Annotated in this window: 16 protein-coding genes; 9 read left to right on the plus strand and 7 right to left on the minus strand. The window is 64.9% G+C overall.

Features of this window, described 5'->3' with window-relative positions; genetic code table 11:
• The first annotated feature begins 68 nt into the window (after positions 1-68).
• A complete protein-coding gene (locus P6U30_RS26975) occupies positions 69-707 on the plus strand; it encodes an aspartate/glutamate racemase family protein (protein WP_407165894.1) in 639 nt (212 codons plus the stop codon).
• 37 nt (positions 708-744) lie between these two features.
• On the opposite strand, the gene P6U30_RS26980 is transcribed toward P6U30_RS26975, so the two are convergent.
• Positions 745-2,079, minus strand: coding sequence for an MFS transporter (locus tag P6U30_RS26980; protein WP_407165895.1), 1,335 nt, complete (start codon positions 2,077-2,079; stop codon positions 745-747).
• A 321-nt stretch (positions 2,080-2,400) separates the two neighbouring features.
• On the opposite strand from P6U30_RS26980, the gene P6U30_RS26985 reads away from it, so the two are divergent.
• Positions 2,401-3,600: a multidrug effflux MFS transporter gene (locus P6U30_RS26985; protein ID WP_407170550.1), complete on the plus strand. Its 1,200-nt coding sequence runs from the start codon at positions 2,401-2,403 to the stop codon at positions 3,598-3,600.
• Positions 3,601-3,694: 94 nt separating this feature from the next.
• On the opposite strand, the gene P6U30_RS26990 is transcribed toward P6U30_RS26985, so the two are convergent.
• Positions 3,695-4,129 carry a DUF983 domain-containing protein gene (locus P6U30_RS26990; protein ID WP_407165896.1) on the minus strand — a complete coding sequence of 145 codons (435 nt, stop codon included), beginning with the start codon at positions 4,127-4,129 and terminating at the stop codon, positions 3,695-3,697.
• Between the two features lie 120 nt (positions 4,130-4,249).
• On the opposite strand from P6U30_RS26990, the gene P6U30_RS26995 reads away from it, so the two are divergent.
• Both P6U30_RS26995 and P6U30_RS27000 read left to right on the plus strand, forming a co-directional pair.
• Complete coding sequence (locus P6U30_RS26995; protein WP_407165897.1) at positions 4,250-5,587, plus strand: PLP-dependent aminotransferase family protein; 1,338 nt, start codon at positions 4,250-4,252, stop codon at positions 5,585-5,587.
• 153 nt (positions 5,588-5,740) lie between these two features.
• The gene (locus tag P6U30_RS27000; RefSeq protein ID WP_407165898.1) at positions 5,741-7,006 is read left to right on the plus strand and encodes a serine hydrolase domain-containing protein; all 1,266 of its coding nucleotides are present in this window, start codon (positions 5,741-5,743) and stop codon (positions 7,004-7,006) included.
• 201 nt (positions 7,007-7,207) lie between these two features.
• Here P6U30_RS27000 and P6U30_RS27005 read toward each other — a convergent pair whose 3' ends face one another.
• Positions 7,208-8,440 (minus strand): rhodanese-like domain-containing protein, encoded by a 1,233-nt coding sequence (locus P6U30_RS27005; RefSeq protein WP_407165899.1) that lies wholly within the window; start codon positions 8,438-8,440, stop codon positions 7,208-7,210.
• A 245-nt stretch (positions 8,441-8,685) separates the two neighbouring features.
• Between P6U30_RS27005 and glgC the strand changes: the two genes are divergently transcribed.
• Both glgC and glgA read left to right on the plus strand, forming a co-directional pair.
• On the plus strand, positions 8,686-9,948 hold the full coding sequence (gene glgC / locus P6U30_RS27010; protein WP_407165900.1) for a glucose-1-phosphate adenylyltransferase: 1,263 nt from the start codon (positions 8,686-8,688) through the stop codon (positions 9,946-9,948).
• Positions 9,945-11,402, plus strand: coding sequence for a glycogen synthase GlgA (glgA, locus tag P6U30_RS27015; RefSeq protein ID WP_407165901.1), 1,458 nt, complete (start codon positions 9,945-9,947; stop codon positions 11,400-11,402). Before glgC ends, glgA begins: the two co-directional genes overlap by 4 nt.
• A 129-nt stretch (positions 11,403-11,531) precedes the next feature.
• Here the strand turns inward: glgA and P6U30_RS27020 are convergent, their stop codons facing one another.
• The 4 genes from P6U30_RS27020 to P6U30_RS27035 all read right to left on the minus strand — a co-directional run bounded on the left by P6U30_RS27020 (position 11,532) and on the right by P6U30_RS27035 (position 16,569).
• Entirely contained in the window at positions 11,532-11,849 is a 318-nt protein-coding gene (locus tag P6U30_RS27020; protein WP_407165902.1) for a hypothetical protein, read from the minus strand.
• 120 nt (positions 11,850-11,969) lie between these two features.
• Positions 11,970-13,100: a serine hydrolase gene (locus P6U30_RS27025; RefSeq protein ID WP_407165903.1), complete on the minus strand. Its 1,131-nt coding sequence runs from the start codon at positions 13,098-13,100 to the stop codon at positions 11,970-11,972.
• 244 nt (positions 13,101-13,344) lie between these two features.
• Entirely contained in the window at positions 13,345-15,567 is a 2,223-nt protein-coding gene (locus P6U30_RS27030) for a fused MFS/spermidine synthase (protein ID WP_407165904.1), read from the minus strand.
• Between the two features lie 627 nt (positions 15,568-16,194).
• The gene (locus P6U30_RS27035; RefSeq protein ID WP_407165905.1) at positions 16,195-16,569 is read right to left on the minus strand and encodes a hypothetical protein; all 375 of its coding nucleotides are present in this window, start codon (positions 16,567-16,569) and stop codon (positions 16,195-16,197) included.
• Positions 16,570-16,826: 257 nt separating this feature from the next.
• Here P6U30_RS27035 and P6U30_RS27040 point away from each other — a divergent pair, with 257 nt between their 5' ends.
• The 3 genes from P6U30_RS27040 to P6U30_RS27050 are packed head-to-tail and all read left to right on the plus strand — an operon-like array spanning position 16,827 to position 21,397.
• Positions 16,827-19,166, plus strand: a complete 2,340-nt coding sequence (locus P6U30_RS27040; protein ID WP_407165906.1) for a TonB-dependent siderophore receptor — start codon at positions 16,827-16,829, stop codon at positions 19,164-19,166.
• 1 nt (position 19,167) lies between these two features.
• Positions 19,168-20,193, plus strand: coding sequence for an extracellular solute-binding protein (locus P6U30_RS27045; protein ID WP_407165907.1), 1,026 nt, complete (start codon positions 19,168-19,170; stop codon positions 20,191-20,193).
• The gene (locus P6U30_RS27050; protein ID WP_407165908.1) at positions 20,186-21,397 is read left to right on the plus strand and encodes a PepSY-associated TM helix domain-containing protein; all 1,212 of its coding nucleotides are present in this window, start codon (positions 20,186-20,188) and stop codon (positions 21,395-21,397) included. Before P6U30_RS27045 ends, P6U30_RS27050 begins: the two co-directional genes overlap by 8 nt.

Raw genomic sequence — 21,397 nt, forward strand, 5'->3', positions numbered from 1 at the left:
GCGCACGGAGCAACAATGGTGGGCACGTCGCTCGCGCTCCTTTGCCCACCCTACGCGGCGACAACGTCTTGCGCATCACCCTCATCCACGCCCTGAAACATTCGATCGTTCCGATCGAGGCATCGTTCGCGCGGCTGTGGCCGCAGGCGCGGCTGATGAACCTGCTCGACGACAGCCTTTCGGCCGATCTCGCGCAGGACGGCAAGCTCACCCCGCGCATGACCGAGCGCTTCCTGACCATGGGCCGCTATGCTGTAGGCACCGGCGCCAATGGCATCCTGTTCACCTGTTCGGCGTTCGGCCCCTGCATCGAGGCGGTCGCACGCGCGCATGCGCCGATGCCGGTGTTGAAGCCGAATGAGGCGATGATTGAAGAGGCGGTTGCGAAGGGACAGCGGATCGGACTGCTCTCGACCTTTGCGCCGACGCTGGTCTCGATGCCGCCGGAGTTTCCGTCCTCCGTCCAGCTCGTGCCGAAGCTCGCCGAAGGCGCGCTCGCCGCGCTCGACCGCGGCGACCGCGCCGAGCACGACCGCATCGTGGTCGAGGCGTCGAAGGATTTGCGCGACTGCGACCTGATCGCGCTCGCGCAATACAGCATGGCGCCCGCGGCCGAGCGCGTCGCCGAGGTCACCGGCAGGCCGGTGCTGACCACGCCCGACAGCGCCGTCAAGAAGCTGAAGGCGATGCTCGGGGTTACGAGCTAGTCGGCGACACCGGCCGGGCCGGTGCCGTGTGCATCGCTCACCCGCCCGCGTCATTCACGTTCAAATCGACGCCTTGCGGATCCCGGATCGTCGATACCGTGATCAGCGAGATCAGCGACAGCACCGCGATATAGACGCCGACGCGCCAGGACTGGCCGTAGGTGCCGATGATCCATTGCGCGATCATCGGGGCAAAGGCGCCGCCGAAGATGGCGCCGAGTGCGTAGCCGATCGAGACGCCGGAATAGCGCACCTTGGCCGGGAACAGCTCGGCATAGAGCGCCGCCTGCGGTCCGTAGGACAGGCCGAGCGCGATCGTGAGGCCGACGGCACTGGCAAAGAACAGCAGGAGGTTCTTGCTGTCGATCAGCCACCACATCGGCACCGCCCACAGCACCATCAGCCCGTAGCCGATCTGAAAGGTGCGGACGCGCCCGATCTTGTCGCCGAGGATGCCGCCGAGCAGCGTGAAGACGAACCAGCTCACTGCGGCGAGCGTGCCGATCAGCAGCAGTTGATCAGGCGGCAGCTTCAGCGTGTTGGCGCCGTAGCTGATGATGAAGGCGATCAGGATGTAGCCGGCCGCGTTGTTGGCCATGAAGATCAGCGCCGTGCGAAGGATCTCCCTGCTGTGATTGCGCATCAGGTCCTTCAGCGGCGCCGAGGATTCCTTGCGGCGGCGGTGCATCGCCTGGAACACCGGCGATTCCTCCACAGTGCGGCGGATCAGGATGCCGACGACGATGAGCGCAATCGACAGCAGGAACGGAATCCGCCAGCCCCATTCGAGCATCGCCTGCTTGCCGAGCGTCGTGGTGAGCAGCCACAGCACGCCGGTCGCCAGGATCATACCGAGCGGCGTGCCGATCTGCGGGAACGAGCCGAAGAAGCTGCGCCTGTTGACGGGCGCCGATTCCACCGACATCAGCGCAGCGCCGCCCCACTCGCCGCCGGCCGAGAAGCCTTGCAGGATGCGCAGCAGAATCAGCAGTGCCGGCGCCCAGGCGCCGATCTGCGCGTAGGTCGGCAGCACGCCGACCAGCGCGGTCGCCGCGCCCATCAAGAGTAGCGTGACGACCAGCATGTTCTTGCGTCCGAAGCGGTCGCCGAGATGGCCGCAGACGATGGCGCCGAGCGGGCGGAACAGGAATGACAGGCCGAGCGTGGCAAACGCGACGATCTGCGCCAGCAGCGGATTGTTCTGGTTCATCGGCGCGAAGAACAGCGCCCCGAACACCAGGCCCGCCGCCTGCGCGTAGACGAAGAAGTCGTACCACTCGATCGTGGTGCCGACGAGCGTCGCGGTGAGGACCTTGCGTTCCTCGTCCGACAGTTCAGCGCCGCGCGAGCGCGCGGACAGTTCGATGGACATGTGGCCTCCCCACTACCCGTTTCTGTTGGTGCGGGCTGCTCGACTGCGCGATGCGCCTGCCCCGCACGATGCTGGCCGCTGGAATAGCAGAGCTTGCCGCCCGGCACGAGCAAAATAGTTGCAGTAGCAACGATATGGCGACCCGCTACGCCCGCCGTAGCCCGCGCCCCTGACCGGGCTACCTCACCCGCCGCCGACGGGCACCCATCCCAAAACGCCGATTGTGCAACGCAGCAAAGCCGCTATGATCGCGACTCTCCAAGAGGTCGCTAAGTGTCTGACATCAATGCCGATGCCTGGGTTTCCTCAGGCCACCGCCCGATGGGCTTTCCCGAATTCGTCGTCGCTATCGCGTCCATCATGGCGCTGAATCCGCTGGCGATGGACATGATGCTGCCGGCGCTGCCCAACATCCGTTCCGCGTTCCACCTCGCCGACGCCAACCGTCCGCAGATGGTGCTGTCGATCTTCCTGGTCGGTTTCGGCGTCGGCCAGTTCGTGATGGGGCCGCTGTCGGACCGCTTCGGCCGCCGCCCGGTGCTGCTCGGCGGTATGACCGTCTACACCATCGCCGGCCTGCTCGCGATCATGGCGCCCTCGTTCGAGACGCTGTTGCTGGCGCGGGCGCTGCAAGGGCTCGGCACCGCCGCCACCCGCGTGATCGCGACCTCGATCGTGCGCGACTGCTACGCCGGCCGGCGCATGGCGAGCGTGATGTCGCTTGCGATGATGGTGTTCATCGCAGTCCCCGTGATCGCGCCGTCATTCGGCCAGGCCGTGATGCTGCTGACGCAGTGGCGCGGCATTTTCGTGCTGCTGATGATCTACGGCGTGATCGCGCTCGCCTGGAGCGCGCTCCGCATGCCGGAGACGCTGCCGCCCGAACTGCGCAAGTCGCTCGCGATCCCCGAGGTGCTGTCGGCGTTCCGCCAGACCGTGACCAACCGCCAGACGCTCGGCTATGCGCTCGCTGCCGGCGGCGTGCAGGGCTCGCTGTTCGCCTTCGTGTTCTGCTCGCAGCAGGTGTTCACCGAGATCTTCAAGCTCGGCCACTACTTCCCGGTCGCCTTCGCAGCCTGTGCGGTCGGCGTCGCGATCGCGGGCTTCCTCAACTCCCGCATCGTCGGCCGCATCGGCATGCGCGTGATCTCGCACGCCGCGCTGACCGGCTTTGCCGTCGTCGCCGCGGCGCTGCTCCTCGCCGTGAGGACTGACATGCTGTCGCTGCCGCTGTTCATGGTGTTATCGGCCCTGATGATGTTCGCGTTCGGCCTGATGATGGCGAACTTCACTGCGCTCGCGATGGAGCCGCAGGGCAAGATCGCCGGCACCGCCTCGTCGCTCTACGGCACCATCACCACTTTGCTCGGGATCGGCATCGGCACCACGATCGGTCAGGACTATGACGGCACGCTGTTGCCGTTCGCGACCGGCTTCTTCCTGTGCACGCTGGCCGCGCTCGCCGTCGTGCTGGTCACGGAGAGGGGCCGGATGTTTCGGCCGCATCATCACCCGGTTTGATGATCAGTAGCCCGGATCGAGCGAAGCGAAATCCGGGATTTGGCCCGCGGCGACATAGCCCCGGATTGCGCTTCGCTCCATCCGCGCCACGATTTTATATCGCGTCAAGTTTCCCGGGTCCGCCCACGCTGCTCCGCGCCCGCACCGGCGCAACGGCTCGCCGTGACGTCTCGAACCCGTGCATGCCGATCTGCCATTGCAGGCCGACGATCGCGCCCTTCATCGGCTGCAGCAATGCAAGGGAGCTAAACAACGTCACCGGCAGCCAGATCGCGAGTTGCAGCCAGGCCGGCGGCGCGTAGTTCATCTCGAGCCACAAGAGCGCCGGCACCACGACGTGGCCGACCACCACGATCACGAGATAGGCCGGAAAATCGTCGGCGCGCTGCGGGGTGAAATCCTCGCCGCAGACCTCGCAATGATCGGCGACCTTCAGGAAGCGGCCGAACAGATGGCCACGCCCGCAGTTCGGGCACTTCATCGCAAAGCCACGCAGCATCGCCTTTTGCAGGGAGATCGTCTCTGTCATCGCCGTGATCCTTGACCTGACCCGTTGATCCATACAATATGCATCGTGAGGCATACAATCAAAGACAAAGCGCCGAATTGCATGGATTGGATCCCTACAGTTTCGGAATGGCAGGGCCCGATGTTCCTGCGCATCGTCGACGCGCTGGCGGCCGATATCGCCAGCGGCCGGCTGGTGCGTGGCGAACGGCTGCCGACCCACCGCGCGTTGGCCTCCGCGCTCGGCATCGATCTCACCACCGTGACACGCGCCTATGGCGAGGCGCGCCGGCGCGGATTGCTGGACGCTCGGGTCGGCCAGGGCACGTTCGTGTCGGAAACCACCGCGCGCGCCGCCTCCGACCTGCCCGCACCGGTCAATATCGATCTGTCGATGAACCTGCCGCCACAACCGGTGGAAGCCAATCTCGATCTTCGGATTGCGCAAGGACTGGCCACCATCCGCGCCGAGGCCGGCTTTTCCGCCTATCTCGGCTATGCGCGTCCCGGCGGCACCGCAGATGAGCGCGAGGTCGCCGCCTCGTGGCTGCAACAGCGCCTGCCGCAGGCGTCCGCCGACCGCATCGTGATTTATCCGGGATCACAGGCGATCATCTTCAACGCCTTGCTGGCGCTGACCTCACCCGGCGACACCGTGCTCACGGAGGCGCTGACATTCCCCGGCGCGAAGGCGGCGGCGGCGCGGCTCGACATTCGTCTGGTCGGCGTGGCGATGGACCCCGAGGGCATCAGCCCCGACGCGCTCGACGCGGCCTGCCGCAAGCACAAGCCGAAGGCGATCTATCTGGCGCCGACGCAGCACAATCCGACCACTGCGACGATGAGCGCGCCCAGGCGCAAGGCGATCGCCGACATCATTCGGAAGCGCGGCTGCCTGCTGATCGAGGACGACGTCTACGGCCCGCTGGAGCCGCAGATCGCACCGATCGCGACGCTGATTCCCGAGCGCACCTATTTTGCCGCCAGCATCTCAAAGTGCATCGCGCCGGCGCTGCGCGTCTCCTATCTGCTGGCGCCCGATGCCGCCGCGGAGCAGCGGATGCGCGCGAGCCTGCAGGCCACGATGCAGATGCCGCCGTCGCTGATGGTCGCGCTGGTCACGCAGTGGCTGCGGTCCGGCGTCGCAGCCGAGATCATCCGCGCCATCCGCAACGAAGCCGCCGCCCGCCAGCAGCTCGCGGCGCGCTTTCTCAAAGGCGTGACCTACGCGGCGCGGCCGGCCAGCCATCATATCTGGATGCCGCTGTCGAAGCATTTCGGTGGCACCGACCTGCCGTCGCATCTGATGCGCAACGGCCTGGCCGTGGTCGGCGAAGACGCCTTTGCGGTCGGTGATGCCGCGCCACGCGGCTTGCGGATCTCGCTCGGCGCTGCGCGCAATCGCGCCGAGCTAAGCCAGGCGCTGCAGGTGTTGTCGCACGCCGTCCGCACGCCGGTCGGCGCGACACAAATTGTTTAGATTTTCCGCGATCGTCGCAAAGCCGAACCTCAGGAAAAATACTAGGTCGCGCGCAGTGCTCGCGTTAAGGTCCTCGCGCCGAGGATTGCTTTGGGTATCGGGGCTCACTCTCCAATGTCACGCAGATTTCATCCTGCATACAATATCCTTTCGATGCCGAAGCGGTTCCTCGGCGCGGTGGCGCTCTCGGCTGTGCTTTTTGCGAGCGCCGCCGCTCCTGCGGGTGCCTCCGAGATCTCTGCACCATCGTCCGAGGGCCTCGAGCGCATCACCGCGTTCTTCAACAATGAAGTCGCAACCGGCCGTCTGCCGGGCGCTGTCGTCCTGATCCAGCAGCACGGCAAGCCGGTCTATCTGAAATGCTTCGGTGTCCAGGACGTCAGGACCAAGGTGCCGATGACGCCGGACACCATTTTCGCGCTGCATTCGATGACCAAGCCGGTGACCAGCGTCGCTGCGATGATGCTGATCGATGACGGCAAGCTGGCGCTGAACGACCCGCTGTCGAAATACATCCCGGCCTTTGCCGACGTGAAGGTCGGCGTCGAGCCGCCCGGCAAGAACGACCTGGCGACGCTGGAGCTGGTGCCGCCGAACCGTCCGATCACCATCGCAGATTTGATGCGGCAGACCTCGGGCATCACCTACGAATATATCGGGGCCGACTGGGTGCAGCGGATCTACGCGCAGGCGCATCTGTTCGACGGCAAGTTCGACAACAAGGAATTTGCCGAACGCATCGCAAAGCTGCCGCTGTCGCGTCAGCCGGGCACGCTCTGGCGCTACGGCCACTCGACCGACGTGCTCGGGCGCGTGATCGAGATCGTCTCCGGCAAGTCGCTCTACGCCTTCGAGAAGGAGCGGATCTTCGACCCGCTCGGCATGACCAGCACGAAGTACGTGCTCACCACCGATGCGGAGCGCGCGCGGATGGCGCGGCCGCTGCCGACGGACCAGATCCTGCTCGACGCCGAGCGTGGCCGGCTCGCGCATCCGGAATGGGAGTCCGGCGGCGGCGGACTGTTGTCCACCGTGCTCGACTATGGCCGCTTCGCTCAGATGCTGCTCAACGGCGGCGAGCTCGACGGCAAGCGCTATCTCAGTCCCGCCGCCTTCAAGGACATGACGACCGACCATGTCGGCCCCGGTTCCGGCGTCGGCCGCGACTACTGGTACTTTCCCGGCGACGGTTTTGGCTATGGCTACGGGATCGGCGTGCGCACCGATCCCGGCATCGCCAAACCGCCACCGCCCGGCTCGATCGGTGAATTGAAATGGGACAGCGGCAGCGGCACCTATTTCGGCGTCGATCCGAAGCTCGACATGATCTACATCCTGCTCCAGCAGACCCAAACCGAGCGCGGCCGCATCACCCCCGCCTTCAAGAAGCTGGTCTACGACGCCTTCGGCGCCGACTGAACGCCACGATCGCGCGTCGATCCGTGCCTCAGGAAGGATGGTGGTAGGCGCGCTGCTCCATCCACGTCATTGAGCGCAGCGAAGCAATCCACCCTACCGCAAGCGGAGAAATGGATTGCTTCGTCGCTTCAGCGCAAAATTGCTTTGCAATTTTGTCGCGAGCTCCTCGCAATGGCGGAGACGCAAAATCTTCGTATTCACTCAGATCACATAAAACCCGTGCGTGCCGTCGCGACGGAGCTGGTCGACGAGGCCATATTCCCACTCCAGATAGGCCTGCATCGCGTGCTCGGCGACGTCGGTCCCCTCATACGGGCGCCGGTAGCGATGCGCGGGATCGCCCTTCGGCAGGACCTGCGGCGGCCCTACCTCCAGCGCGTCGTCATAGCCGCCGTCGAGCACGTAAACCTCCCACCCCATCTGGGCGAGCCAGGAGGCCGTCATGTCGGCGCGGATGCTCCGGTCGTCGGTCAGCACGATGCGCGCGCCGCGCACCGGAGCGGCCATATCGATCTCCTGGACGAGCTGGCCGCCTGCATAATGGCGGAAGCCGGCCAGATGGCCTGCGGCATATTCGTCGGCCTCGCGCACGTCGAAGCGATAGAGCGTGCGATCTGTTTCGTGCCGAAGCGCAGCGAGCTCGCTCGCGCCGATCCGGCGGACACCGGAGCGGTAAGCGACGTCCCGCGCATTATCCACGGCGCCGTCGAATGGTCCGATGCCCCCGCGCCTGTCGGCACCGTGTTCGAGGCTGTGCCGGGCCAGCGTCCAGCCGATCGTGCCGTTGCGCAGCGCCCGCACCTTGTTGGGCAGCCCGGCATTGATCAGCGACTGCGCGCCGATGATCGAGCGGGTGCGGCCGGCGCAGTTGACGATGATCGTGGTATCGGGATCGGCCGCCGCACGCCCTGCGCGCAGCACGAGCTCGGCCCCGGGCACGCTCACCGAGCCCGGAATATTCATCGTGGCATATTCGTCGAACCTGCGGACATCGAGGACCGCGATATTGGCCTTTGCTGCGATCAGCGATGCGACCTCGTCGGCAGTCAGCGACGGCGTGTGACGCCGCGCCTCGACCAATTCGCCAAACGCCTTGGCGTAGGAATTGACATCCTGGAACAGCTCGTAGCCGGCCGACCGCCAGCCCTCTAGACCGCCGGCCAGCGCGCGAACATTGTTATAACCCAGCGCCCGGAATTGCTCGCTTGCGGCGCCGACCAATCCCTCGCCGTTATCATAGAGAACGATCGGCACGTCCTTGCGCGGCAATCGTAGCTCGACCTCGAGCGTAATCCGGCCGGCCGCCATGTTGGCGGCAAACAGCGGATGGCCGGTGGCGAATTCCGCCTCATGCCTGAGATCGAGCAGTGCGATCTCCTGACGCAGCAGCAATGCCGAGCGGATGTCCTGGGATGTAACGGTGAGCAGAGTCATGGATCGCAAGCCTGGACGGAAACGAGGGGCTGGCCTGCTCTATACCGAAACCGCGCTCCGTCAATGGCTCCCCTGCATTGCATTTAAGTCTTCGTCATATACCAACACGGAACGAAACGCCGCCGTGCTGCTTTGCTCATTCCGGTGCGCTTGCTACGTTTGCGGCCGGCCCGATTGGCGCCCGATCAGACCTTCCGGACAAGCGAAGGCGACGGGGCCATGCCCTGAAGCCCGGGAGGATGACCATGAGAACCGTTGGAAATGAGCCTCTGTCACGCTACGCCCTCGCCTTCGTGCTGGCCGGCGGACGCGGCAGCAGACTTCAGGAGCTCACCGACAAGCGCGCCAAGCCGGCAGTTTATTTCGGTGGTAAATCGCGCATCATCGATTTCGCGCTATCCAACGCGGTGAATTCCGGCATCCGCCGCATTGCGGTGGCGACCCAGTACAAGGCGCACAGCCTGATCCGGCATCTGCAGGGCGGCTGGAACTTCTTCCGTCCGGAACGAAACGAGAGTTTCGACATCCTGCCCGCCAGCCAGCGCGTCTCGGAAACGATGTGGTATGTCGGCACGGCGGACGCGGTCTATCAAAACATCGACATCCTCGAGGCGCACGGCACCAAGTACATCCTGGTGCTCGCCGGCGACCACGTCTACAAGATGGATTACGAGATCATGCTGAAGCAGCATGTCGAAAGCGGTGCCGACGTCACGGTGGGCTGCCTCGAGATGCCACGCGCGGAATCCAGCGCCTTCGGCATCATGCATATCGACGAGACCGGCCTCATCCACTCCTTCCTGGAGAAACCGGCCGATCCGCCGCCGATGCCCGGCAAGCCGGACAAGTCGCTGGCCAGCATGGGCATCTATGTCTTCAATTCGGACTTCCTGTTCGACGAATTGCGCCGCGATGCCGCCGACCCGAACTCGGCCCACGATTTCGGCAAGGACATCATTCCCTATATCGTCAAGCACGGCCGGGCGATCGCGCATCAGTTCAACGATTCCTGCGTCCGCTCGGGCGATGATCCGCGCGCCTACTGGCGGGACGCCGGCACTGTCGATGCCTATTGGGGCGCCAATATCGATCTCACCGACGTGGTGCCCGAGCTCGATCTCTACGACCGGTCATGGCCGATCTGGACCTATGCCGAGATCACCCCGCCCGCCAAGTTCGTGCACGACGAGGAAGGACGACGCGGGCAGGCCGTGACGTCGCTGGTGTCGGGCGGATGCATCATCTCCGGCGCTGCGCTGCGCCGCTCGCTGCTGTTCACCGGCGTGCACGTCAATTCCTACGCCTATGTCGAGAACGCCGTCATCATGCCTTATGTCAATGTGGGACGCGGCGCGCGTCTACGGAACGTCGTGATCGATCGCGGGGTGCGGATTCCGGAAGGCCTGGTGGTCGGCGAGGATCCCAACCTCGACGGCCAGCGCTTCCGCAGGACCTCGCAAGGCATCTCGCTGATCACGCAGCCGATGATCGACAGGCTCGGGACATGACGCCGATCCGCGTCCTCGCGGTCGCCTCGGAGATTTACCCGATCGTCAAGACCGGCGGGCTTGCCGACGTGGTCGGGGCGCTTCCGGTGGCGTTGAAGCAGCACGGCGTCGCAACGCGAACGCTGGTGCCGGGTTATCCCGCCGTGCTCGGGACGCTGTCATCCGCCGAGACGCTACTTCAATGGTCGGAATTCTATGGCGGGCCGATCCGCGTGCTCGCCGGCACGCATGACGGCCTCGATCTCTACGCGCTCGACGCGCCGCATCTGTTTGCACGCCCCGGCAATCCCTATGTCGGCCCCGACGGCACCGACTGGCCCGACAACGGCATCCGCTTTGCGGCGCTGTCGCGGATGGCCGCCGAGATCGGCCAGGGCGCCATTGCGTCCTTCGTTCCCGACATCGTGCACGCGCATGATTGGCAGGCCGGCCTCGTGCCGGCCTATTTGCACTATGGCGGGCGGCCGCGGCCGGCCACCGTGATGACGGTGCACAATCTCGCCTACCAGGGACAGTTCCCGCCCGAGATGCTCGCGACCTTCGGCCTGCGGGGCGAATCCTACACAATCCACGGCGTCGAATATTACGGCACGATCAGCCTGCTGAAGGCTGGCCTGCAATTCGCCGACCGCATCACCACGGTGTCGCCGACCTATGCGCGGGAGATCCAGGGCGACGAAGGCGGCATGGGGCTCGGCGGCCTGCTGCGCGAACGATCCAATGTGCTGAGCGGCATCCTCAACGGCATCGATATCTCGGTCTGGAATCCGGCCACCGACCCGAACATCGCCGCCCGCTATGGTGTGGAGCAGTTGGCTGAGCGCGCCGCGAACAAGCTGGCGCTGCAGCAGCGCTTCGGCCTTCGCCCCGATCCGGACGCGCTGCTGCTCGGCGTCATCAGCCGGCTGTCGTGGCAGAAGGGCCTCGACCTGCTGCTTGAGACCGCGCCAACGCTGCTCGGCGAAGGCATCCAGCTCGCTTTGCTCGGCAGCGGCGACCGCGATCTGCAAGATCGCTATTCGGCGCTGGCGCGTGCCCACCCCGGACAGATCTCGGTCGTGATCGGCTATGACGAGGCGCTGGCGCATCTGATCCAGGCCGGCGCGGACGCGCTCGCCGTGCCGTCGCGCTTCGAGCCCTGTGGCCTCACCCAATTGTGCGCGTTGCGCTATGGCGCGGTCCCGATCGTCGCCAATGTCGGCGGCCTTGCGGATACCGTGCTCGACGTGGACGACATCGCGGTGCGCGGCGGCGCGGCGACCGGCGTCAAATTCGGGCCCGTGACTCCCGACGCGCTCGCCCACGCCCTCCGCAAGGCAAACCTGCTGTTCAACGACCAGGTGACCTGGCGCCGGCTACAGCAGGCCGGCATGGCAACGGACGTCTCCTGGCACAATCGCGCCGGAAGCTACGCGGCGCTCTATCGCGATCTGGTCGCGGCACGCCGCGGCTAAAGCAGATTGGACCGGGTCGACCTGAAACAGCGCCGAAGGTCACCTCTCCCTTTGGGAGAGGTCGATTTGCGCAGCAAATCGGGTGAGGGTCGTGGTCTATCGAGAGCGCGAGGCCCTCGCCCGACGCGATCAGTGCAGCAGGTCGCAGGCCGCAACGCGGTTGATGTCGGCCAGCCGCCGGTCGGCATTTGCCTTGAGATCAAGGCTTCCGACGAGGTCGAGCAGACGGCCATAGGCGCGGTCGGCAACCGCGACGGGCAACGGCTCTTCGTCGAAGGCCTCGATATAGCCGCCGACGAGACCGCTCAGGAGCCGGCACACGGCCCGCTGCTCGGGGTCGTGGCTGCTTAAGGTCTCGAGCTTTTGCTGGAAGGTTTTGAAGGTCCGCAAGCCGTGGTGCTGTTGCGAAAGCCACGTGTGCAAATCGAACACATTCTGAACGGTCATGTCAGCCTCTTCAGATAGGAGAAGAAGCTACCGGCTTATACAGCCGATCAGGCAGCCGCACGATCGCAATTTTCGCAAGGCTGCTACTCCCCGGTCGCGCCTCATGTTGTCACAGCATGATCAGAGCCGCGCGAGCGCCGGAAGAATCCGGTAGCGGGCGATCTCATGCGGATATTCGCCGCGATTGGCGAGCAGTGCAATGCCGAGCTTCCGCGCCGGCACCAGGCCGATATAGGCTGAGGCGTTGTTGAGGCCGCCGGGCTTGTCGACGACGGTGACGTCGGCAACGCGCACATTCTCCCACGCCATCGCCTGACCGAATTTCTCATCGATACGAAAGCTCTCGCGTTCGGTCATCTGCAATGCGGCGCGCAGCTCGGGATCGATCACCGCACCGTCGAGGCAAGCACGAAGCAGAATGCCGAGATCGCGGGCCGAGGAGAACATCTGACCAGTGCCCGGGACATCGTAGTAGCCTTGCTGGTCACCCGGCGGACCGATCGGCAGGCCCTGATCGGAGTAGCCCTGAACCATGCGCTGCATGATCTCGGGCGGCGCCAGCGCGCGATTGCCCTCGCCGCGATCAGGAATGAACGTCGACGTCATGCCGAGTGGCTTCAGGATGCGGCTTCCGATCAGTGCGCCGATCGGCGCGCCGTAATGCCGCTCCATCACGAGCTGCAGCAGCACGTAGCCGGCATGCGTATAGATGCGCTGCTTGCCGGGCTGCTCTCCCGCCTGCGGGGTCCACGCATTGAGCATCGCGATGAACTGATCCCGGCTGAAGGTCGCGTTTGGCCAGGGCGGATGATCGGTCGGCAGCAGCAGACCCGACGTATGGGTGACGAGCTCGCCGATGGTGACGCGGCTGATATAGTCGCCGTGCAGCTCGGGCAGATATTTGCTGACGGGATCATCCAGCCGCAATTCGCCGCTGATGGTGCCGAGCGCGACCAGCGTAGCTTCGAAGATTTTGCGCAGCGATGCGAGACTGAACAGCGTATCAGACGTGACCCGCCGTTTGGCATCGGCATCGGCAAATCCGTAGTTGAAGAATGCGAGCTTACCCCCGTCATAGACGACTGCGGCAAGACCGCCCGGATCAGCGGCGGTCGCGGTCGGCGCGAGCTCGCGGGTCACGATGACCCGGACCTCTGCGGAGACGTCATCGTCAGCCACGGCCCGAGGCGCCGCGATCAAGGACATCGCAAGCAGCAGCATCGCGATCCGGGCCAAGGGCCACAGTCTCATGGAATCGATCGTCCAGATGCAGGGAGGCCCGTGAAGGGCTCGACGAAACAGTCCGGGCATGGCGGCTGATTGATCTTATCTGACGACCTGCACAGCCGAAGTCACGATTGCGCGCGCCACCATTGCTGCCCGCCGCAAGCCGTCAGGCTCAAAAGGGCAAGCAATCGGGACCCGGCATGCTTCGGCGTCCGCGTGTGGAGCCGGAACCGATGACGGAATCGGGAAGACGATCGCCCGGCCCGCGCTATTCAAGGCTCAAGTAGTAGCGCCACTCCGTCCCCATGTTGTCGTCGGTGACGACGGTCTTGTCCAGCGTTCGCGATAGGAGGACGGGACACTGCTCGATCATATCGCCATCGACGCGATAATCATGCATCAGCGCGCCGAGGACATCGCGGTCGGCCTTGTCGGTCAGGTTGAACTCGGGCTTCCCGTCGATCGTGTAAGTCTCGAGGACCTTCCGCCACCGCGCGTAATTCCAGTCCAGCGGCGCATTCGACGCAACCATGTGGTTCGTGAACCTGGCGCCATAGGGAAACACGGAACAAGCGGTCTTTTGCACCCGTCTCGAAGAGGTTGTGTTGTAGAACACGATGCCGCCCGGATTGAGGTGCCGGCCGACGACTTGGAGAAATTCCGTCGACAGCAGGTTGGTCGCGTTGGCGCGGAAGTTCCAGGTCGTATTGGAAACGACCGCATCGAACTGCCGGTCGGGATGCCGGTTCAACCAGCGGCGCCCGTCATCTTCGACGATCGTGACCTTCGGATTGCGTAGCACGGATTGCACCTCGGGCTGCTCCGCGATCAACTGGGTGTAGCCCGGATTGATTTCGATGACGGTGAGCGATTCAACGGCCGGGTTGTTCGCAATGACCTGCGCCCATGAGCCGGATGACAGCCCGATCATCAATACGTCACGCGGCGCCGGATGGAACAGGCTGAGCGCGTAGGGACGGATGATGCCGTTGCGATCGGATTTCAGGTTGGTGTTAAAGCGCCCGTCGTACATGCCGTTGCCGTAGACGGTGCCGTCGGTATCGACTGTGATCACGCCGCTGCGGTTCTCGACGACACGGGCAAACCTATGATCGTGGATTGCGTTGGGCTGAAGATTCTCGAACACCTGTCCGGAGAGGAGCGGTGCAATGACCGTTCCGGCGGCCAGAACCGCAACGGCGATCGCAACCGCCCTCCTCCGCGCACCAGCCACGGCGCTGGACTTGTGGATCAGGATCAACGAGCACAACGTTCCGATCGCAAGCAGCAGAATGCTGATCTGCTGCAGACCGAGATAGTTCGTCAGGACAAAGCCGGTGATGACGGCACCGGCGGCGCATCCTGCGATGTTCGCGCTGTAGAGCAGCGCGGTCCGCATGCCGGCCCGTTCATCGGCGACGAGGCCGAAATGCGACAGGAAGGGTAGCAGCGCGCCCCATTGCCGCGCGATCAGGTAAACCCCGGCCATTGCAGCGCCGATCAGCCCGATACCGGTCCCGGCCAACCAGGTCACCAGCGGGAGAAAGGCCGCGCCAGCGATATTGGCCAGGATCAGGCCCTTGGCAGCCTCGTGTATCGCCGCCGCGGGAGAAAGCTTCGCGCAAACCTGGGCCGCGTTGTACGCGCCGCTGGCAATACCCGCCAGAAAGCAGCACAGCACGAATGCGAATGCCAGCGAGCTCGATCCGGAGGCGAAGGACGCGACGCGGAACAGGAATATCTCGTACGACAACGAGACAAAACCGCCGACGGCAGCAAGCAGCATCACGAACGGCATCGAAAGGATCGGGGGTGCGGTCCGAGCGTGTCCTACAACGATGCCTGTGCTGTCCAGCTCCTGTCCGCGATGATGGACCGCGAACGCTCCGACCGCGACCGCAATATTGATCCCCGCGGCGACGTAGACCGCCACATGCATCCCGAAATAGGGAAAGATCACGAACGCACAAAGTAGGCAGGCGGCCGAGGCTCCCAACGTGTTGACGTAATAGAGAAGGCCGACCGAATGGGCGATCTGGCCCGAGGTCCGCACCAAATATGAGACGAGGATCGGCAGCGTCGCTCCCATCAGGAGCGTCGGAACCAGGACGAGCAACAGGTTGACGGCAGCAATTGCCGGCAGCGACCATTCCAGCACGAGGTCGCCGACCTGTTCGAAGATCCAGAGCGAGGCAAGACCGAATATCGCGGTCAACAATTCAATGCCGCCAAGCAGCAGCAGCGGCCGCACGATGTATCGCCGAGTGATCCATCCGCCCGCCAGGCTGCCGAGGCCGAGGCCGAGCATGAAGGCCGTCACGACGATGGTCACGGATTCCGTGTTGACGCCGAAGATGCGAAACAGGCTCCGCTGCCAGGTGAGCTGGTAGGTGAGCGCTGGAACTCCGGAGAAAAAGAAGAGAACAAGAAGGATACGATAGCGCAGCGCCGATGACGCCGAGCCGGCCGTGGACAATTCAAGGGTCGTCACTTTCGTCTCCCGACTAGGGAAGACTTCCAGATAGCAACAATCCGTCAATCAAAGGTTGCAAGGAGCCCACGGATTCGAGCAACAGAACGCCCTGCATCGGAAGTCCGAACAATCCAGTTCCCGGTGGAAGAACCCAGCGCTCTTGCGATTCAGACTGGATTAACCGGGCTCCACCCCTCGAGCGGTATCGGAGGGAGGATGCCCGACAGCTCGCCAGCAGCCGGTCCTGACGAAGACAGTTACCATCCGCCTAAGGTGCGATGCGAGCGATGATATGCAGGTTGTGCCAGCCATCTCTCCAGTTAACGCGCGATCGAAGCAACCGCGCGGCGACTGACAGGTGCGCGCCGGCTGTTCGCAAGCGCGCATTTGGATTTGATCCAATCAAGCCATTCGCCGCGAAGCACGCTCGTGTCGGCCGTTCTCGCGCACCAACGCTCGATGATGAAGGGACGCGGTGGCGCGGACGTAGCGCGTTCTATGATCATCGCGAACCGTTCGCACTGATCACGACGCGATCGCGTGCCAATCCTGGCCCGCGTGTCCTCAGCAAAGTTCCACATCGTGTTGAATCCTGGCAACACCACCGAACAAAATGCGCGATCTCGCAGATTGTGGGGCGTTGAATCACGACTGTGCCGCATCACGGTTCAATCCTGCTCGCGGGTGGGACGCAAGACACGGCAATTGGGGAAGAGCCTTCATGCAGCATGGACCGTCGGGCGCACGGAGCGCGGAGTCATCTGGATTTGTTTTCCATTTCCAGCTCGCCAGCAATGGCGCGAGACGCGCGTGTAGCCTCACGATCCAGGCCGAGAGCGCCAACGAGGCGACGCGGATCTTCCGTGAAAACTGGACCACCATCGAATCGATGGCGCGCGACGGCGTGAGCGCGGGCACGGTCAGTTCGACGCCGGTCTGTCTGGCGATGTCCTGACATCTCGGATCGCGCAGCGTGCGAGGATTGACGGGCGCGCACCACGCGCGGTTCGCCAGAAACACCTTGCAATCGAGCGGGACGCAGATCCCAAGCCCGCGACGGTTTGACGCGGGTACGCGCAACGGCACTCGTCACTCCGTCGCGACACGCCGAATGCGGTTGGCACAGACGCACTTACGCAAGCTGACATCGGCGGCATCGGCCGCCATGCACGACGTCTCACCTTAGAGAGATTCAAGTCCAGTCCAGTTCTTTTCACGCGCGGCGGCTGCTAGAGGCGCGGGCGCGAACGTGTTCTTGCTGACTGGAAGTATCGGAAGTGACTGTCAACGCTGATGGCCGGCTTGTCGGAGACCATCGAAATTCCGCCGACAAAGGCCGCGCCCATCTGCTCATCGGGGCAGCGATCCTGCTCGCCGATATCTCGTCCCCGGTAGCGCCAGCAAGTGCGCAATCGAGCCTTGCGCTGCCACCCGTCACGGTGGAATCGCCGACGCAGAAGCGCAAGCCCGCGACAGCGGCGGCGAGATCGGCGCCGCAGCCGCAAGCTGCGGCTCGTCAGCGCACCCGCAATGCCCAGCCGGCGCAACCGACCCCGTCCGAGCGCGCCGCCGCCGCGGCGGCCGTGCTGAACGAAGCCAAGCTCGGCTATCGCGCGATGCCGAGCGCGACGACGCTGCGCAGCGGCGCCTCGCCGCTCGACACCTCGCAGGCGGTCAATATCGTCCCCGAGCAGGTGCTGAAGGACCAGCTTCCGCGCAATCTCGACGACGCGCTGATCAATGTCAGCGGCGTCACCCAGACCAACACGCTGGCCGGCACCCAGGACGCCGTGATCCGCCGCGGCTTCGGTGACAACCGCGACGGCTCGATCATGCGCAACGGCATGCCGCTGGTGCAGGGCCGCAGCTTCAACTCCGCGGTCGAGAGCGTCGAGGTGCTGAAGGGTCCGGCGTCGCTGCTCTACGGCATCATCGATCCCGGCGGCATCGTCAACACGATCAGCAAGCGCCCCGAGCTCTACCAACACGGTTCGGTCACCCTGCTCGGCTCGACCTATGCCAACTCCAGGAGCGGCGCCGACGGAACCATCGACATCACCGGCCCGATCGGCGACGGCGGCCTCGCCTATCGTTTCATCGGCTACGGCGTGAGCGAAGACTACTGGCGTAACTTCGGACGTCACCGCGAGATGCTGGTCGCGCCGTCGCTCGCCTGGTACGGCGAGAACACGACGGTGCAGCTCAACTACGAGCACCGCGAGTTCATCACGCCGTTCGATCGCGGCACCGCCTTTGATCCGGTGACCAAGGCGCCGCTCGCGATTCCCGCGACGCGCCGGCTAGATGAACCCTTCAACAACATGTGGGGGACCTCCGACTTGATGCAGGCCTCGGTCGAGCACCGCCTGAACCAGGACTGGAAGCTTTTTGCCGCCTACAGCTACAACACCGAGAGCTTCAGCGCCAACCAGCTCCGCATCACCAGCGTCAATGCCAGGACCGGTATCGAGACGCGCAGCAATGACGGCACGCAGGGCTCGCTCAGCAATGCGAGCTACGGGACGTCCTATCTGCAGGGCGGCTTCTGGATCGGCAGCATGCGCAACGAGGTACTGTTCGGCGGCGACGGCCAGTATCGCACGATCTATCGCGACAATCTGATCCGGCAGGCGACCCCGCGCTTCAATTTCTATAATCCGGTCTACGGACTGGTCACGCCGGGCGCGACGGTATCGGCCACCGACAGCGCCCAGACCGACAAGCTCGGCCAGTGGTCGCTGTTCTTCCAGGACACGCTGCATGTGACCGAGCGGTTCGCGCTGGTCGGCGGCGTCCGCTACATGGATTACGATCAGTTGGCCGGGCGCGGCCGGCCCTTCATCACCAACACCAACGTGTCCGCGGACAAGGTGCTGCCGCTCGGCGGCGTCATCCTCAAGCTCACCGACCAGGTTTCGCTCTATGCGAGCTACACGCAGTCGCTGAAGCCGAACTCGACGATCGCGCCGTTGAGCAACGGCGGCGGCGTTGTGCTCGGCTCGAACATCGCGCCCGAGGAAGGCGTGCAATACGAGACCGGCGTCAAGTTCGACCTCAACAAGCGACTCTCCGGCACGGTCGCGTTCTACGACATCGACAAGAGCAACGTGCTGGTCAGCCAGCTCGACACCACCACCGGCCTCAACGTGTACACGACCGCAGGCAAGGCGCGCTCGCGCGGCGTCGAGGTCGATGTCACAGGACGCCTCACCGACAACTGGAGCATGATCGGCAGCTACGGCTACACCGACGCACGGGTGACCGAAGATCCGACCTATGCGGGCAACCGGCTGCAGAACGTCGCGATGAACACCGCCTCGCTCTATCTCGTCTACGACTTCGGCACCGCCCTGCCCGGCCGGCTTCGGCTCGGCGGCGGTGCACGCTATGTCGGCGACCGGGCCGGCGATGCCGCGAACAGCTTCGTGCTGCCGTCGTACACGGTCGCGGACGTCTTTGCGACCTACGAGACGAGCTACCAGACCTTGCCGGTCATCTACCAGTTCAACGTCAAGAACCTGTTCGACACCGTCTACTATCCCTCCGCCGTCAGCAATCTGGCGGTGGCGATGGGCGATGCGCGGCGCTTCTCGCTGTCGGCGACGGTGAAGTTCTGACATGTGGGCGGTGCGGACACCGATGGGCTTGGTGGCTGCGCTGGCGGCGGCCGTCGTCGGCTGCACGGCGGTGCGCGCCGACGAGATCACGCTTTACGCGACCCGCGAGGCCCATCTGCTCGAACCGGTGACTGCGGCCTTCACCAAGGCAAGCGGCATCGGCGTCAGGACCGTCTTCATCGCGGATAGCCTGCTCAAGCGCCTGACGGCCGAAGGCGAGGCGTCGCCCGCCGATGTGCTGCTGACCATCGGGCTCGACAAGACCACCCAGCTCGCCGATCGCGGGCTGACCCAGGCCGTTGCATCCTCGGAGGTCGAGCAGGCGGTGCCGCCGCACTTGCGGGGCGGCAGCTTGCAGTGGATCGCGCTCGCCCTTCGTCCGCGCGTCGTGATGGCGCGCAAGGATAATCTGCTTGCCGCGCTCGACTACGAGGATCTCGCCGACCCCAGATGGCGCGGCAAACTCTGCATGCGCCCGGCGCTGCATCAGAACAACGTGGCGCTGGTCGCGGCCTATCTCGCGCATCACGGCGCGGAGGCGACCGAAGCCTGGCTCAACGCCTTGAAGGCCAATCTCGCCCACAGGCCTGCCGGCAAGGACAACGACGTGATCCGCGAGATCGCGCAAGAAACCTGCGAGATCGGCATTGGCAACACGGTCGCGCTCGCGCAGCTTCGCGACGGCCGTGAGGGCGGTGACTGGCGCGGCTGGGCCGAAGCGGTGAAGGCGGTGCCGACCGCGTTCAAGAGCGGCGGCACGCATGTCAACCTCACGGGCGTGGCGATCGCAAAGCGTGCGCCTCACCCGGCGGCCGCCAAGCAATTCATCGAGTTTCTCCTGACACCGGCGGCCCAGCCGACCTTTGCCGCCGCCGAGCTGGAATATCCGCTGCTGGCAGCGGCACAGCGAGCACCGATCCTCGACGAGATCGGATCGTTCACGGCCGATCCGATGCCGATCGACCAGATCGCCGCGCATCAACGGGCCGCGATCGCGCTGATCAGAAAGGTCGGCTTCGATGAGTGACCGGCGACATCGGATCAAGGCTGCATTGTTGCAGGTCCATTCCGTCGTCGGCCTCGCGCTTGCGCTGCTGTGGGCCCTGATCGGGCTGACCGGCGCCACGATGAGCTTCGAGGATGAGATCGAGGCAAGCCTGAACAAAGACATCATGCATGTCGACGCCAGCGCGACAAAGAGACTGACGCCGGACGAGCTGATCGAGCGGCTGCGGACCGCCGGCGAGACCGGCAAGGTCTCGGCGGTGATGATGACGAGCGATCCATCCGCCGCCGTACGCATCCGCTTTGCCCGCGGCGACGGCGGCGGACGGCCGTCGTCGGTCTATGTCGATCCCTATGATGGCCACCTGCTCGGCTCGCCACGCGGCGAGGCGTTCTTTGCCACCGTCCGCAAGCTGCATCGCTGGCTGCTGCTGCCCGGCGACGGCAACGGCTATGGCCGCAAGATCACCGGCACCGCCGCGATCTGCCTGATCGTGATGCTGATCTCCGGGCTCGTGCTGCGCTGGCCGCGTCGCGCCGGCAGCGTGAAGCTGTGGCTGAAGCCCAATCTGGCGCTGCGCGGCCGCGGGCTGCACCGCTCGCTGCATGCCGTGATCGGCACCTGGGTGCTGCCGATCTACCTGGTGATGACGCTCACCGGCCTCTGGTATTCCTTTGAATGGTACAAGACCGGCGCCAACTGGCTGCTCGCGCGTCCTTCGACGTCGGCTGCCGCCCAGCCCAAATCACCACGCGGCATGGCTATGGCGGACGCGAAAGCCGCGGCGAAAGGGGATGCCAAGGCCGAGGCCGAGCCGCTGACCTTCGATCGCGTCTGGTCCACCTTCCTGCACGAACAAGGCAGCCGCTATGCAAGAGCCCTGCTGACGCTGCCCGCCGGCGCCGGCACGGTGGTACGCGTCAGGTCTTGGGCTCGGGACTCGACGCTCGAAAGTGTGCGGGATGAGCTGCGCATCGATGCCGTCAACGGCCACCTGGTGTCTGCGGACCTCTACGCGAATAAGACGCTCGGCGAGCGCATCCTCGCCGGCGTGCTCGACATCCACCGCGGCGCCATCCTGGGCTGGCCCGGCAAGCTCGCCTTCATGCTGGCCGCAGCGCTGATGCCGCTGTTCACGGTGACGGGCCTTCTGCTCTATGTGTCGCGCCGCAGGCATCGCCGCCTCGCGCGCCCGCCGATCGGAAGCCTCGTCCCGGGCGAATGA

This window comes from Bradyrhizobium sp. ORS 111 (genome assembly GCF_045571485.1).
Taxonomy (GTDB): domain Bacteria; phylum Pseudomonadota; class Alphaproteobacteria; order Rhizobiales; family Xanthobacteraceae; genus Bradyrhizobium.

Coding starts and splice junctions, on each gene's coding strand:
- P6U30_RS27045 (WP_407165907.1), top strand. CDS start 19,168: ATGTGGGCGGTGCGGACACCGATGGGCTTGGTGGCTGCGCTGGCGGCG.
- P6U30_RS26980 (WP_407165895.1), bottom strand. CDS start 2,079: ATGTCCATCGAACTGTCCGCGCGCTCGCGCGGCGCTGAACTGTCGGAC.
- P6U30_RS27025 (WP_407165903.1), bottom strand. CDS start 13,100: ATGAGACTGTGGCCCTTGGCCCGGATCGCGATGCTGCTGCTTGCGATG.
- P6U30_RS27050 (WP_407165908.1), top strand. CDS start 20,186: ATGAGTGACCGGCGACATCGGATCAAGGCTGCATTGTTGCAGGTCCAT.
- glgA (WP_407165901.1), top strand. CDS start 9,945: ATGACGCCGATCCGCGTCCTCGCGGTCGCCTCGGAGATTTACCCGATC.
- P6U30_RS26995 (WP_407165897.1), top strand. CDS start 4,250: ATGTTCCTGCGCATCGTCGACGCGCTGGCGGCCGATATCGCCAGCGGC.
- P6U30_RS27005 (WP_407165899.1), bottom strand. CDS start 8,440: ATGACTCTGCTCACCGTTACATCCCAGGACATCCGCTCGGCATTGCTG.
- P6U30_RS26985 (WP_407170550.1), top strand. CDS start 2,401: ATGGGCTTTCCCGAATTCGTCGTCGCTATCGCGTCCATCATGGCGCTG.
- glgC (WP_407165900.1), top strand. CDS start 8,686: ATGAGAACCGTTGGAAATGAGCCTCTGTCACGCTACGCCCTCGCCTTC.
- P6U30_RS27020 (WP_407165902.1), bottom strand. CDS start 11,849: ATGACCGTTCAGAATGTGTTCGATTTGCACACGTGGCTTTCGCAACAG.
- P6U30_RS26990 (WP_407165896.1), bottom strand. CDS start 4,129: ATGACAGAGACGATCTCCCTGCAAAAGGCGATGCTGCGTGGCTTTGCG.
- P6U30_RS27000 (WP_407165898.1), top strand. CDS start 5,741: ATGCCGAAGCGGTTCCTCGGCGCGGTGGCGCTCTCGGCTGTGCTTTTT.